This window comes from Paenibacillus sp. J2L1-98 (genome assembly GCF_056269405.1).
In genome coordinates, this window is sequence record NZ_JBWDNW010000028.1 from 1 (window position 1) to 15568 (window position 15568).

Genomic DNA, 15568 nt, shown 5'->3' on the forward strand with positions numbered 1-15568 from the left:
GGAGGTTTAAAAATCTGGGCCATGGTTTCTGGAGGCTATCTGGATGGAAATCCGAAGCTGGTTTCGGACGACGTCGCACAAGTATATACCACCATAATCCAGCCAAATGATCTTCTTAGTTATTATTTTGAGGCTTATGATTACGAGAAAGATATTGAGGAGCTAAGAAGAAAACCAATAATAGTAGTAATTGATGCTATACCGTTAAACTAACACAAAAATCCCCGCCAGCCGAAGCCAGCGGGGATTTCACTTTACTCGACGGATGTGATATTTGACTGACATCCCAGGTCAACGTAGGCCCGCGACGTATCTGATGCCATCGAACTGTTTAGAGTTGACCACCTTGACGTATACCTGAAGCGTCCCTATCAATACCGGCCGATAATGGGAGAAGGTTCTTACTTAGAATTTTCGAATCCGGCGGTTGGATTCCTGTATTGCCTTCGTTTCACTCCGGTTCCTCTCGCTCACCTCGGAGTGGGGACAACGAAAAGCACGTTGCCCCCAAACCTCGACTCCCTTCGCGGCTACATACATTCTCCAGCGATGGACATCTACAACTTCATTTTCTATTGCTTCTGTGTATAACTCATTAAGTGAAAACCGTTATCCACACGCTCTTAGTACAAGGTAGCAATGCTTGCGCCTTGCAAGATTTAACCATACTCCCCTCACCCGCCCCTGCGTTTTTACGGTGTACTGTGTCAGTTCGAATTTCAAAGAAACTTTTGCTTGACGGCGAAATTGATCTCGTGAACAATGGGTCGTGCGGGGTGGACACAGTTCACCTTATCCCGATAGGCTGATAAAAAAACAGCCTACAGAGGATAAGATGAACAGAATGGTTCGGCCGTCACGCATTGGGGAACGGCTCCCAGGAGTTGTTTCTGCCACGCCGTATTTCTACAGCTCGCTTACTTATGGAGGTCATGCCCCCGGATTGGTTACGGTTCCTATAGACCAACCCGCCACCACAGCTTTTTCGGCGACTTCTCAAACCGTGGTCTACTCTCCCTTGAACAGTTTCCAGCAAGGTTCTCTCGAGTCTTTACCACGTACTTTTCGGAACGGTCGCAGCCCACGATAGAGTCATATCGTGGGCTGCATTTCGTTTTTTGCCGGATTGTCTGCCCCCGGTCAGGTAGGCAGACTACGAGAATGAAGCTTCACTGCACGCCCGGCTTTCCGGCGCAAGTGGTCACGACCAAAACGTGACAACCCCCGACAATCACCAACCCACTAGCCTCCGGCACGCCACATGAATTGGGCAGGTCTTTTACCGTGGTCTCCTGATCCCACCAAGCTGGCGAAGGCTCACCCTGACTCAGAATCCCAAAAAAGACAATAGGAAACTAAGCCTTCGCAGACCATTTTTAAAAAATAGCCCCCGAACGCTAATATTTGGTTTTATCTTTCGAGTTAGGAATTTAATAAGAAGAGAGAGGATAGTCACAGTGAGGACATAACAAAAAAACCTCTCCTTCCAGCACCGCATACCTTAAAAAGGCAATAGGAAAGAGAGAGTTTGACTTTACTTTTTTTTCGCAGCTAGAGTATAATATCTCTATACGAATACGAATAATTAAGTAAAAGCTCTCACTCCTAAGCACGTTTAATGAATGCCTCAGTTTGGCGACGGTGACATTCATTAAGCGAATTATGTGGGGCTTTTCTTTTTTATGTAGAAAACAACTTCCAACAAATCTCTTAATCTATCACCTATAATACGACACTTTATTGAAATATGGCAAACTGGACCATTTTGTTTTTTCCGTACTAAAACGGATGTTTTAAGCCTTGTTTCCGTACTAAAACGGATGTTTTGAACTCGTTTTCCGTACTAAAACGGATGATTCTACATATTCAGACGTTACCTTATCGCATATTCAAGTATTTTAATTTTTTTTCGCCCAATTTCCGTACTAAAACGGATGTTTCATTTTCATTTCCGTACTAAAACGGATGTTTAGTCATACTCCAAGTTCAACGCGCATGATACGTATACAATATCCCGACCTCGCACGCAGCTGCAGTTCTTAATTCGTATACAAAACGTAACAGCAGTATAAAAATAAAAGCAGCCCGCGCCGATCGCGCGTGGCCACTCTCCATTACCTTAATGCATTTATTCTCTCCAAAGCTCCATCTGCTCTGGTGGAGGTACTTCTCGCGATCGTACCGGTATATTCAAAAAGACAGGATTTTTTATAACCGATAAATAACGGTCAACCAGGCCTTGTTTTTTTCCGGAATAAGAGTAGGAATCGATGAAACCAACTTGCTTTAGTTCCTCGCAAGCCTGTGTAATTCGCTCAACGATCTTGTATACTGGCATGATCGGCTGGCCTCCATCGATAAAGTGAAAATGTCCAGCTAGTGTGAACAATTCCAGCTCTACCTTATGTTCTTCCGTGTAAGAAGAAATAAGCCAGTACATGCCCTGCGCTAAATAGGATTTTAGGTCGTTCATCAGAATGAGCGATACGTCAAATAGGTTCCCGTCCCGGTTTGCTTGAACTAACCATTCCGGCAACCGAATTTCAAACATACGCTGGTAGTGATCTATTGTGTTCACTTTCCGACGAAACACGATTTGATCGATAAGACGAGTGAGCGCAATTTCTTCATACTCTGCATTTTGTGAACGCTGATATTGTGTAAGGGTCACTTCAATGTCTTTCAATCGGATCAGCGATTCCTGGATGCGCTTATAATTACTAGCACCATCGGATAACCCTAATTCGTTTAGAATGTCTGCATATTTCAGTTCGACGGCAGATTTACCACCACTCTGCTTAAACCATAGTGATTGAATTGCCCCCATAATTCGTGCATCATACGTTGTAAGAACTTCTCCGTTTTTGCTTTTAATATGAACAGATCGAACTCCTTTAACCGTAATTCCAGCTTGTCCAATCATATTTTTCGGTTTGGCCGAAAATAGAGCATGTTGAGCAATATTGGTGTTAAAGGGTACAAGCTCCTTTAGATAATCCACAGATTTTACTCGTAAAGCGCGTTCTAAAATATCTATCTTTGCTTGTATAAATGCTCGATCTGAGCTAGTACATTGGTCATCTTGCAATTGCGCTTTCAACATTTCTCCTTGCTGGTTGCCATACATAAAAAGTCCCTTAGCCTGTACACGTTGATTTAATGTTGCGCTAAGAGTTTCTAATGTTTCTTGTCTAATTGCGGCAGCTTTTAAGGGGTCTGTATGTCGTTCATGAATCTTCACAAATTCTTTGGCCAATTGTTCAAGCTGATCCTCAGTTTCCTTGAATAGCTCTTTCATAGTCATTCGCCGCCCATTTGATTCTTTTCAATCATGTTCAGTTCTTTTTCTAAAACGTAATTGATTAGCTTCATTTTAAAGCCTTTCTTTTGATTTTTTGCTAACTTGTTGAAACGGGCAAGTAAGTCATTTCGAATCAAATATGTATCCCTCGTATGCGTATCCTCAACTTTGGGCTTTCGATTTTTTTCAATTTCTTCGTATTCACTTAAAAAGTCTCTAGCTAGGAAAACAAAATCATTACCCTGTTCAGTTTTACTGTTCTGTGTTACAGAATCATTAATCTGTTCAGTTTTACCGCCTTTATTTCCCGATACTGAATAAACATCACCCATTAGAATCAGTCCTTTCGAACACTGTTCAATTTAATTTTTCTTTAAATCTATTCAGTAAAACTGTTCAGTTAACTGATTAAATATAACTTATCATACGGCCAAAGTTTTGTGAAGTCCCCTCACCGGAACAAAGGTGAGGGGACTCTATTGGACTGAAAACATTATGCACATGGTAAGAAACAAAAAAAGTGGACGATTGAATAAACGCCCTAGGAGCGAAGCGACTTAGAGCCGGTGAGTCGCTTGGGCTTCCCGACTAAACGAACTGGGAGATGATAGGGAAATAAAAAAAACCAGCTGCTAGAGCTGGCTCGAAGTGATAGTCTGAGGATCCGAAATGATTGATTAACTTGCTTTCTGTTGTGCTTCTTGCAGATCGCGTTTACGATAAATCGCCAGCTTATACATGCCGCTACCGACCTCGATACGACTAAAGGATTGCTGAAGACTGTCACTTTTCTCGAAATGAGGACGAATCATGCTGTCCGAAGATTTTTCAGCGTAATACCATATTTTCTCAAACAACTTACAAGACAGGTTATTAAGAAAATGTGTAAAATGTTTTCGTTTATATGCCTCTATAACAAGAAAAGCATTAGGACTCAAAACAGAGTGGAATGACATCATGATGGATTCCAACGCTTGCATGCCCCAAGTTGAACTTCTGTATCGACCCGCTTGCCCTGGCGAACATAGAACCGGACCTTCCCGGGGGCGTCCCAAATAGCAATATCACCCCATTACAGGCCTTGATTGCAGATGTTGCGTAAACGATACCGGATAATTCCTCAGGAGAAATTCTCCAAACGCAATCCCTGTTACTCGTACGTGGAAAAGATAAAGTGTGCCTCTCCGTTGACACCAGTCACACCTGCCAAAGCTGGCACATGGCTGCTAATTGGTAGTACCCAGTTTAGTGGAACAGGTGTTTGCCAGCTCCCATCAGCAAAACGAATGGTATGCCATGCCTGCCCATTTTCTCTAGAAAAGACGAACTGAATTTGCCCGTAAGCATCGGAGCAGGCACCTACTGCGATGATTTGCATCAGCATCCCCAGATGTAAACCAGTCCACGTTCCATCTAGAAGACGGCAGGTATCCCATAGGCGTGCGTCTTTGCTAGCAAATTTAAACACTGTTTCCCCCTTCGGACCTGCAGCACCCGCAATTGTAGTGACAACTCCGGAATATCCAAGCGTACCCGAAAGGTCGCCTAATTGCTGCCAGGATCCGTCAGCATCCCGAATTGTGTGCCAAAGGTGTCCATCATTTGTAGTTAACACAAATTGTGTGGACCCGTTGACCCCATTAGTTCCACAGAGTGCTACCACGTTCCAAGGCACAATAACTTGTTTCTTCAGATCGATAAGATTCCAATCCCCGGTCGAATCACGGACAGTATGCCACAGATTACCATCGATTGTTGCAAACATGAATTGTGTGGCTCCATTCGCCCCGCTCGCCGCTGCGACTACTGAAACACCTACGGAAATATTAAACAACTCAGAAAGATTGAGCGACTCCGACCAACTGCCATCTAAGTGGCGAATCAAATGCCGCAATTGACCAAAGTGCGTGACGTATGCAAACTGAGTATCACCGACTCCACCAATCGCTCCTGCAACAGAGATGATCGACCCTTGAAAACCGAGTTTGTCATACAGATCAACCGGGGACTGCCAGCTTCCGTCCGAATGACGCACGGTATGCATGACCTTAGGAAAAGCCTCCTTGGGATACACTAACGAAACGAACTCCATGTCCGAAGCGTCAATGACACTTCCTCCTGGAATTGCAATGCCATTCGTCATGATGGATGCTGGCAAAGAATAGCACATTATGGAGTTAGGGTTCGCCGCCATCGTTTTACGAATATCTTTTGTTTTGAGAGGCGTAAGTACTTGCTGTCTTGTCTTCTCTTCCTGCCAATTGTAAGTTTCTTTGAAATATGCGATTGCCTTCACCGGGTCAATGAGGCTCACAATCTCTTCACGGAGATGCTCGTGCGGAAAACCAAGTGTATGACCAGTTTCGTGGCAAACGACCCGTCGGAATACAGAATCCGGCGTATCCATACTGAATCCTTCAAGATTCATTGTGGCCTTGTCAGGTTCGATCCTCAGAATATCGGTCCCGAGATAGGACCAATATCCGCCTTTTTCGAAGCTGATACGGACCAATGGTTCGTCAGAAGATACCGTAAAATGGACGTTTCCGGTCATACTCCATGCATTCATGTGTGTAATAATACGCCCTTTCAATTCAGCTGATGGATTCCCGATGAATCCTACAGGCAGGTTCACCACCCCGCTAGGCCAGTATTTCGACGTCAGTAAGGCCATTTTGAGGGGGGTTCGCTCCTGCTTTGACAAAAGTTCGATTTCGTGGGCTTTCGGCGCGTTCTCCGGGTTAATCTCGATCGCCTTCGCTGCCGCTTCTAACTGAAGTTCGGAAGGTAGTTCTTTGAGGGTGCACATGATTGAGTCGGATGAGTGATTTGTTCTGGATGGGGGGCTACTGCACATTGCTGACACCTCCAGTTCAAATTATATAAAGCATACCTTAAGTATACAGTGTCTATAGTTATTTTTCTGTAGAATTTTTCCATAGTAAAAAAAGGAATTTTTCCTTTTTCGGGATGCCGGTGAAACCCTTCGTTCACCGGCGTTTTCGATAGATCCCAGCTAAATCAGCTTTACCTCTCTCCATCCAGGAGTGACGAGCGTAGACCAATCCCATTCGAAATACAAAAGTATCACGATTAAGAAAAATTGCAGCTTAATCATAATCGAACCTCCAAATTGTTGTTTTCAGTGTATCGAGTTGTACGATATTTGTATATCAAGTAATGCTTTAGTTTTATTATAGGACTTCACTAGAAAAAAAGGGCTGCCGAAGCAACCCTTTCATTATTGAACATCGTCCCCGTTATCTTAATCCCACTGCGTCTGCCTGTCATAATGAAACTTTCCATTACCTGACATTGAGAACTTGATATAACTTTGCTTTAGATACTCCGGTCTGCTCAGTTATTTCTTTAATGGTATATTTCCGACTATCATACAGAAGCAACGCCATTTCAACTTTGCTCTTATCCAATGGCGGTCTTCCTCCTTTTCTACCTCGAGCCCGAGCGGCCTGTAAGCCGGCCTGGGTTCTTTCTCGAATTGTCTCTGCCTCCATTTCAGCTAAACCAGCCATAATAGCGAAAAAAAGCTTTCCCGCCGGTGTGCTAGTATCTACTCCCAGAGTGATGATCTGCAGACTGATTCCTCTTTCTTTAAGATCATGCGAAAGCTCGATTAACTGCTTAGTCGTCCGACCAAGGCGATCCAATTTCCAAATGACTAATGTATCCCCGGAACGCAAGTACTCCAGGCAGCGAGCTAACTCAGGTCGATCACTTTTCTTTCCGGAGACCTTTTCCTCGAAAATACGCTCACATCCGGAAGCCTTCAAAGAATCGATTTGTAAATCCATGGACTGATCGGAAGTCGAAACACGTGCATATCCAATTTTAGCCATTTATCAATCCCCTTTTGTCTATTAAACCTTTGATTATCATATTTAATATACCTTGAATAATAGACGATTTAATAGACTAAAACAATGATAAGTTTGGGGGATTTTATGCTGGTGTTTAAAAAGTCTAAAAAACGATCGTTATATAGACACAGATGGATCATTGCAATTCGAATAGAGAAAACCCAAAACCATATTGATAATTTGGTGTTGGGCTTTTTCGTAAAAGTCTAGATAATGATGTTTTAGCCTTGATACAGATCCTTTAAATTTAAGAGTCCCATTATGGAATACAACATTCAGCTTACAGATATGTAAATATGAATAATCAATTCTAATAAGTTAAACAAGCCCTATAATAACCTTTCAGAAAAACATGCTTCTATTTATGGTACGTTTCACCGTATCGGGGCTAATGACGAATTTTTAAAGATTAGGTTTAGCCTCTATATGGGGTTGATCAGCAAAAAAATGTAGTTGAGGTCTAGCGTATCTAATTACTTTTAAAAATGACTTACCTAATTCATTTAAATGTAGGCATATTCCCTCATCCGTATTAACGACTGTAGTCCAATCACCTAATGCAGATATTAACCCCTTCATAATATATTCTAGTGGGATTGCATCATTTACATTTTCCAATGGTTCTGGATATTCTACCCAAACGGAATCTTCGTAAACTTCACTTCCATCCTCATGATAAACATTAATATTTATAAATGCTCCATTTAAATGTGCACCTTTTGCTTCATCATGCAAAATAGCTTTGGCACTGTATTCCTCTTTTACTAAAAACGCAATTATCTCTCTATAACTATACAACGGTTCAATTCTTTGCTCTAATTCACTCTTAGCTAATAATGATATTTGATATTTTGCTTCTTGGTTGAATTTTTGGGATTTAGGCACGTAAATCTTCCAGGCCTTTGGAGTCCCTATTACATCCTCCCTTTTTATGTGGACCCAGTATGTTTCCCCACACTCCACATTATGTAGTATTAATATAACTGACAAAGAATGGCCTACCCAGTAATAGTAATGCTTCAGTTTTCCGTAATAGACAAAATGATCTGGTTTCTCGACTTCCTCTCTAAAATTTCCGTCAGAACCTTTTACTTGTGCTGCTATCATTTTACCAGTAACTTTATTTCCATATTTCAATTCTATAAATCCATCTATTCCGTAATCATCTTGATCATTTTGGGCTCTAAAAAGCCATTCAAATTCAAAATTAACTTTACCTTCTACCTCATGCATTGCCTTTTTATCTATCTCTCTATTGTCTACTGGCAATTCTGTATCGTCATCTATAAAAAAATAATCAAAATAATTCTGATTAACCAAAGTCCTCACCTCAAACAATTTTTTATTCTTTACTCCAATTAAACTGTTTTTGAGTTGCGCTCCAAAGAATCTTTGCTCTTACTTATCTTTATTAATCCTTCCCTGAGTGTTACTCCATTCGAAACATTATTTCAGCTACATCATCCCAATCGACCCCAAAATCTACACTTTTACAGATTGCAACAAATATTGGTCCTGACCATTTGTATTTACTTAATTTAGATTTAATTCTTTTCTCAATTGATTTATTAGACTAATCCCCTCCGTAGGCTTCATCATATAGCATTAATTATTAATTCCCCTTTTTTATTTGGAACTGCTCGCCGGTACATTCAAGTAAAAAAAGGCATTAGTCGAATGGCTTTTTTTACTTTCACGTTAATAATTAAATTAAGATGCGCTGCCATATATCGGAGAAGGTAACTTAGGATAAACTCTGAATACATGCTGAAAAATTACATCTGCTTTCATCTTAACATCCTCTTCACTAAAGCTGTCGACCGGCAATCCAGTGTCTTCGCTCCATAGAAAATCATGTATTGTTGTTCGAACTGCATCTCGCGTAGCTTCTTTATCCCGCCAACGATCTATTCTTAATTTTTCCGCTTTAAGCGTATTAAGAAGCTCAACTGCAACCTTCTTAATTTTTTTGATTTCTTCTGAGGATAATTCCGATTTTTTTAGAAGGTCAAAAAGTGCCAGTCCTTCTTCATCAAGCCCTTCGCGCATAGCCCGACTTTCCTCTTTTCCAAGATCCTCTACAAACTTTAGAAGAACTTCAAAAGTCTTTTCAATCGTAACCCGGTCCTTTTCCTTGTTATAGTCGGATACGATTTTTTCGTAATGTCTTTGGAAGTCGGTACGATCTAAGTTTTGAGACAGTAAACGTCTTAAGCGCTGCTCTATCACTTGCTTTAGGTTTTGAACTGTTGTTTTTTTTGCAGGACTCCTCTCAAATTCTTTACGAAGCCGATCAAAATCAATTTGTGCGATGTTATATGGTGTTGACTCTTCGCGAGCTATTGTGGCTGTAGTTATTGCACCATCCACAACCTCGTGAAGTTGTTGGATAATATCTGAAATATCTGCCTGTTCGCGATCCTTCATTAGGCTTCTGTAAATAATATTTATAGCATCGTTTTCTTTACGATAATCATTTACTGCTCGAATGTTCAGGCAAGATTTGAACTTCTTAAATACCTCTCGACACATAACTTCAAAACGCTTCCGGGTTTCATCATTTTCATTCGCCGCTTCCTTTGAAGCGAGGATAGCTGCATTTCGGCCAAAACCTGTTTTTTCAATTATATCGCCGAGTGGAGCATTTCGTTCTTCAAGGAAAGAACGAACAAAGGAGATTGATTCAGCAAGATCAGCCAGGAGTTCTACATCGGCAGGTTTTGCTGGATCAATGTCACTTTCTCCCCCCGTGCGACCAGAGTCCCCTTGCCCAGCATACGTAGCCAAAGCAGCACGAAGACTTTTCAATACGCCACAATAATCGACAATCATTCCATTATTCTTGCCCTCATTTATCCTATTTGCTCGGGCTATAGTCTGCATAAGGGTATGCGCCTTCAATGGTTTATCCAGGTATAGTGTCGAGAGACTTGGTACATCAAAGCCTGTCAGCCACATAGCACATACAATAGCAACACGAAAAGGATGATCTTCTTTCTTAAATGCAGATTCAATGTCAATCCGCTCACCCTCAGAATTTTCAAACCCATCCTTAATCAATTTGCGGTGAGGGATTATATCCAGACCCCATTTTTGAAATTTTGCTACTTCACCTTGTTCCTCACTAACGACAACCGCCATTTGCGTTTCTTTCATCCAATCGATTTGTCGGATTCGATATATTTCCTCTTGCTGATCTGGTACTTTGCTGACTTCTAATTGGAGTTTTGCAATACGTTCTTGCCAATACTTCTGGATTAAATTATACATTCGAACACAGGTAATCTTGTCAATACATACTAGCATCGATTTGCCTGTTTCCCATGCTGTTGAATAGTGGTGCACAAAGTCACGTGCCACTTGATCTAAACGCTTTTCAGCAGTAATGATGTGGTAGTCTCGCCTAAGCTCTTTCTCGAGTCTTAATTCGACATCAATATTTTCAGTTTCTAGCTCTTCGAGTTTTTGAGCGATTTTTTCATTAAGCTCAGTTGTAGCTATCCCTAGCTTGTCACCACGAGCATCGTAATAAAGAGGTACAGTGGCCTTATCCTCGACAGCACGTTGGAAATCATAAGTTGAAATATAGTCACCAAAGACTTGACGAGTGATCTCGTCATTCTTGAAGAGCGGTGTACCTGTAAAACCGATATAACTTGCGTTAGGAAGAGCATTCCGCATATTGAGTGCAAGTCGACCATACTGCGTGCGATGCGCCTCATCACTGATTACAATAATGTCATCCCGTTGGGAATAACCCACCTCTGGATCGACATCTTGGTTAAACTTCTGAATTAAAGTAAATATATATGCTTTGTGCTGACCAAGCATTTCCTTCAGTTTTTCTCCTTTGGATGGTCGACATGGATCACGATCGTTGTCCGCTAGAGCACAACCTGCAAAAGTTTTATAAATCTGAGAGTCAAGGTCCTCCCGGTCGGTTGTTATTACGAAGGTGAAATTACCGCCTAGTTTGCGATGAACCTTTCGTGTGAAAAAGACCATTGAGTAGCTTTTACCGGACCCTTGGGTATGCCAAAACACCCCTAATTTGCCATTTAGCTCCTCTCGATTTTTCACTGCTTCGACAGCTCGATTAACCCCAAGAAATTGGTGGTTCTGTGCCAAGATTTTAACAGTAGACCCCTTAGACTCATCAAACAAGATGAAATTTTCAAAGAGGTCTATTAGGTCTCGCTTATTACAAAGACCTTTAAGTAATGTCTCCATGTTTACAACGCCGGGTTCTTCTTCTTCGAGACGTTTCCAGTCATAGAAATGGTCGAACCGGCTGGTAAGAGAACCAATTTTAGCATCATGCCCATTCGCCAAAATAATAAATGCATTGTGGTGAAACAGATGCGGAATTGTATCCTTATAATCAGCAAGATTTTCTTCATAAGCATGTCGAATATCTCTGCTAATAGTCTTCAACTCCATAAATACGAGAGGGATTCCATTAATGAATCCTACGATATCTGCACGGCGTCGGTATATTTCCCCCCGAACCCATAACTCACGTACACAAAGGAAATGATTTTTCGCTGGTTCATTAAAATTAAAGACGCGTAACCTGTCCTTTTTTAGTTCGCCTTTATCATTTCGATAAGTAACTGAAACACCATCTCTTAGGAGATTGTGCTTTTCACGATTTGTAACAAGCGTGGTCTGGCTAGTGTTGTATTCAACAATCTGCCGAACTGCATCATCATAGGCCGCTTCTGGTAAACCCTGATTAAATTCCTTTAGCTTGGAACGCAGATAACATGTCAAAATAACTTCCCTGTCAGACCCGCGGCCTAAAGTACCGTTGGGTCCAAAGGTTTCAGAATTATAGGCGTAGACTGACTCCCACCCAAGTTCATCATGCAAATAATCTGAGGTTGTCTGTTGGACGAGAGTATCTTCGTTGAAGATACTCATACAGATATTCCCCCCTTCAGTAATCGTGGAATTAAGAGGTCTCGTGCTTGTTTGATCTTATATATTTGAAATGCAAGTGTTACCGCTTGTTCCTCAATAGCTTCAACTTGTCTAAAGAACTGTTCTAGCAATGTTTGGTTCGGTACCATTACTCGGTGATGTTCTAAAAAAGCTGCGAAATTAAAATTTTGAAGGGCACTTGCACTTTGTTTTTGGAACACTTGCAACTCTCCACTTTCCCTAATTTGCTTAAGATGATAGTATAAAAAAGCTGAAAGATATTTTGATTTTGGCCTAAGGAGTTTGCAGAAACTAGCACAAATTAAGGATGTCTTATAGTGTTCAAATACCTTTTGGGAAATCCGCAATGCTCTACCTACAGGCTGTGTAGCACTCCCCCCGGAAACTTCAAAAATAATGTCTCCAACATCTAGGAGCCGTGACTTTAACGCACTATCCTTATGATACCGGAGCCCAACGTTTTCAAAACTCCCTGAAGTAATACCAGGCATATCTGTACCTCGTATTACATATGCGGGACTGGTTTCATTATCTATAGGTTCGTCCTGACCCCATCCACCTCCAATTTGATACTCTAATAAATCTTCAATTTTATTTTTGCCCCATTCCTCTGGAATACCATTATTGTCTTGAACATGTTGGTATCCAGGAAAACGGTGGTATACGAACCATTCCTTAAAAAGGAGACATGCAGTCTGTTCTAAAAGTTCTATTCGTTTTAGGTTATTACCGATTAACTCGTCATAACCCTCAAGAATTGAAGCGATTTTCTTTTGTCGAGCTAAACTCATTTCTGGTAACTGAATACCACCAATTATAGACGTATTCAAATTTAACATAGTAGTTCCAACAGCATTACGCTCAAGCCACTCTACTACCTGACGTAATCCTAAATAGTAAAAGAGAAATTTAGGGTGAATTATATCTTCCGGTAACTCAATCTTTATACAACCAGTACCACAGAGAAAGCCTTCTTGGGCTTCATTAATGAATGCACATTTACTTATATCTCCTCTACGTGGAAAAACTATTGATCCCCGCTTCAGTTTATGACGTGAAAGTTGAGATGCTTTTTCTTCTGGAATTCTAGCTATGGTGATCTCCTCAATGCGTCCATCCTTAATGTCTTTTGGCATTACTACCGGTATACCTTCTTCTGAATAATCAGATTGATGGAGTTGGGAACCGAATGGTCCAGTTTGAATCAGACCACCATATTTTTCAATAATTGATCCAAGTGTAAGCATCGTTGTCATATCCCTAACTCCTCGAAATTCCTCATAATCTTTTTGGCTAACTCAGCTGCCTCCTCATTTAGGCCATTTAATTCAACATGAATTTCACGTAAGGTTTCTTCAAAATCAAATTCCTCATCATCTTCATCCGGTGTTATACCGACATAACGCCCCGGAGTCAAACTCCAATCATTTGCTTCAATTTCCGATCTATTGACTAGTTTGACTAGCCCCTCTATGTTGCGTAATTGACCATCGGGGAAACGCTCTATAAGCCATGTTGCTTGTTTGTGGAAGTATCGGATCAGCTTTAATTGATCAACAGCCACTTGTCTAGCAGAATCTGTTATTTTACGGACTTTTGAGATTTCACGACTAACCCAGAGACCGCTATCTTTTGCTTGTAGTTCATTTTCACATATATCAACTAAACGAATCTCTTGTTTGTAAATCCGATCAGCCTGCTTTAGAAGATTACGGCTGATTTCTACTATTGAAAAAAGCCTCTCTATTACTTCATTTAGTACAGTAATATCTGCCGCTTGTTTTTGACTCTCCCAATATGCATCTTCTGTTTTTAACAGTGATTGAAGAGCATCTACATCATGTGAAAAAGTTTCAACTCCTGAAGCTAGCCCATTCAAAATTTCCAATGCTGGAGAATCAGCGGATAAGCTTTTAAGGAAAGGTAGAGTAACCTTTTTCATATCTTCAAACTTGCTCGTATAGTTGGAAAGCAAGTGAACTTCCTCACCATCTACATATTTCTGTGAAAAGCACTCCCGAGTGTTAAAAAGTGTAGCCTCTATATACTGTTTCATTAGATCAATGAAGCGCTCCCTCTGACCACGATAGAGCCATATTATCGAGAGAAGATTTTGGAGTTGCTCTGGGCTAAAATCAAATATTTTCCTTGTTACTTTTCTGTAAATATTTCGTGCATCGATCATAAGTACCTTATCTTTGAATTCTTCTGGCTTAGCTCGGTTTAAAAACCATAACTCGCATGGGACTGCCCGGGTATAGAAGAAGTTCGACCGAATAGCGACCATTATGTCTACCGAACCTGTTTCTATAAGTTTCCGTCTCACCGAAGCCTCATCCCTACTTGCACTTGAAGCCTGAGAAGACATAACAAACCCAGCACGACCAGTTTCATTTAGGTAGCTGTAAAAATAGCTAATCCAAAGGTAGTTGCCGTTAGAGACTTTATCGTTTTTATTTACTCCCGGTAATCCGAAAGGTAGACGAGAGTCAGACTTTACTTTTTCCGCATCAACTTCATCAACATTAAATGGGGGATTAGCCATTACAAAATCAGCCTTTCCCACAAGTTGATGTGGATCCTCATAGTAAGATATGGCCTTTTGGATATCTCCTTCAAGTCCGTGAACGGCCAAATTCATTTTTGCCAAACGGATGGTGGTAGGATTCTTTTCTAAACCGTAAAATGTAAGTCGCTCTGTTGGGTTTGCATGAAGTCGTTCTAAGAAATGAGCGCTTTGTACAAACATCCCACCAGAACCACAGGCTGGATCAAGTACCACACCACTTTCTGGTTCCAACACGTTAGCAAGAAATGAAACTAAAGATACCGGTGTGAAGAATTCACCGCCATCATGGGCCTTTTGATCTGCAAACTGAGTTAGAAAATACTCATAAATACGCCCAAAAATATCGCCGGATGCACGTTTTAATTCTTCTGGATTCAGAGTACGCAATAGCTGTCCTAGAACTTCATTGTCAAGTTCCTGATACTCTGCTTTGGGAAGTACACCACTAAGTGTTTTATAATCCTTCTCAATTGAATCCATCGCTTCAATGATAGCCGCTGCTCGGTCATCTCCGTCCGTAAGTGAGACAAGATAATCAAATTGTGCTTCTTTCCTTAAAAAGATGGATCCCTTCTGAGAAAAATCTTCCTTAGTCAAATCACGCGTCTTCCCTCCACGTGTGGGTAAAGTGACGATAATTTTATCTCTAACGCTAAGAAATCGGCTGTAAGCATGTCTCAGAAAGATTAGGCCCATGACAGGCATGAAATATTCGTTGCTAGCGTAGTTGGAGTTAGAGCGCAAAGTATCAGCCGCGCCCCAAAGTCTCTTTTCAATTGCTTCTATATTTTCGAGTTGTGCCATTTCTGTATTACCTCCAATGTAGGTCAACATACCTATGTGATTAATTATTTCAACAAACCAAATCTAAAACCC

Annotated in this window: 10 protein-coding genes; 1 reads left to right on the top strand and 9 read right to left on the bottom strand. The window is 41.1% G+C overall.

The features are described 5' to 3' along the window. On the top strand, positions 1 to 213 hold a 213-nt coding region (locus AC0YNZ_RS27815), incomplete at its 5' end, for a hypothetical protein (protein ID WP_475829693.1). A gap of 1915 nt (positions 214 to 2128) precedes the next feature. Here the strand turns inward: AC0YNZ_RS27815 and AC0YNZ_RS27820 are convergent. From AC0YNZ_RS27820 to AC0YNZ_RS27860, 9 genes are all read right to left on the bottom strand, one after another. Continuing rightward, a complete protein-coding gene (locus AC0YNZ_RS27820; RefSeq protein WP_475829694.1) occupies positions 2129 to 3298 on the bottom strand; it encodes a replication initiator protein A in 1170 nt (389 codons plus the stop codon). A gap of 2 nt (positions 3299 to 3300) precedes the next feature. After that, complete coding sequence (locus AC0YNZ_RS27825; RefSeq protein ID WP_475829695.1) at positions 3301 to 3633, bottom strand: hypothetical protein; 333 nt, start codon at positions 3631 to 3633, stop codon at positions 3301 to 3303. 345 nt (positions 3634 to 3978) lie between these two features. Further along, positions 3979 to 4272 carry a hypothetical protein gene (locus AC0YNZ_RS27830; protein WP_475829696.1) on the bottom strand — a complete coding sequence of 98 codons (294 nt, stop codon included), beginning with the start codon at positions 4270 to 4272 and terminating at the stop codon, positions 3979 to 3981. A 179-nt stretch (positions 4273 to 4451) separates the two neighbouring features. Continuing rightward, positions 4452 to 6158, bottom strand: coding sequence for a zinc metalloprotease (locus AC0YNZ_RS27835; protein WP_475829697.1), 1707 nt, complete (start codon positions 6156 to 6158; stop codon positions 4452 to 4454). A 448-nt stretch (positions 6159 to 6606) separates the two neighbouring features. Further along, positions 6607 to 7158 (bottom strand): recombinase family protein, encoded by a 552-nt coding sequence (locus AC0YNZ_RS27840; protein ID WP_475829698.1) that lies wholly within the window; start codon positions 7156 to 7158, stop codon positions 6607 to 6609. 423 nt (positions 7159 to 7581) lie between these two features. Then, positions 7582 to 8499: a DUF4365 domain-containing protein gene (locus tag AC0YNZ_RS27845; protein ID WP_475829699.1), complete on the bottom strand. Its 918-nt coding sequence runs from the start codon at positions 8497 to 8499 to the stop codon at positions 7582 to 7584. Positions 8500 to 8889: 390 nt separating this feature from the next. Further along, the gene (locus tag AC0YNZ_RS27850) at positions 8890 to 12102 is read right to left on the bottom strand and encodes a type I restriction endonuclease subunit R (protein WP_475829700.1); all 3213 of its coding nucleotides are present in this window, start codon (positions 12100 to 12102) and stop codon (positions 8890 to 8892) included. Continuing rightward, positions 12099 to 13379: a restriction endonuclease subunit S gene (locus AC0YNZ_RS27855; protein WP_475829701.1), complete on the bottom strand. Its 1281-nt coding sequence runs from the start codon at positions 13377 to 13379 to the stop codon at positions 12099 to 12101. Before AC0YNZ_RS27855 ends, AC0YNZ_RS27850 begins: the two co-directional genes overlap by 4 nt. Next, the gene (locus tag AC0YNZ_RS27860; protein WP_475829702.1) at positions 13376 to 15496 is read right to left on the bottom strand and encodes a class I SAM-dependent DNA methyltransferase; all 2121 of its coding nucleotides are present in this window, start codon (positions 15494 to 15496) and stop codon (positions 13376 to 13378) included. Before AC0YNZ_RS27860 ends, AC0YNZ_RS27855 begins: the two co-directional genes overlap by 4 nt. Between the last annotated feature and the right edge of the window lie 72 nt (positions 15497 to 15568).

Coding starts and splice junctions, on each gene's coding strand:
- AC0YNZ_RS27860 (WP_475829702.1), bottom strand. CDS start 15,496: ATGGCACAACTCGAAAATATAGAAGCAATTGAAAAGAGACTTTGGGGC.
- AC0YNZ_RS27840 (WP_475829698.1), bottom strand. CDS start 7,158: ATGGCTAAAATTGGATATGCACGTGTTTCGACTTCCGATCAGTCCATG.
- AC0YNZ_RS27835 (WP_475829697.1), bottom strand. CDS start 6,158: ATGTGCAGTAGCCCCCCATCCAGAACAAATCACTCATCCGACTCAATC.
- AC0YNZ_RS27825 (WP_475829695.1), bottom strand. CDS start 3,633: ATGGGTGATGTTTATTCAGTATCGGGAAATAAAGGCGGTAAAACTGAA.
- AC0YNZ_RS27820 (WP_475829694.1), bottom strand. CDS start 3,298: ATGAAAGAGCTATTCAAGGAAACTGAGGATCAGCTTGAACAATTGGCC.
- AC0YNZ_RS27850 (WP_475829700.1), bottom strand. CDS start 12,102: ATGAGTATCTTCAACGAAGATACTCTCGTCCAACAGACAACCTCAGAT.
- AC0YNZ_RS27855 (WP_475829701.1), bottom strand. CDS start 13,379: ATGACAACGATGCTTACACTTGGATCAATTATTGAAAAATATGGTGGT.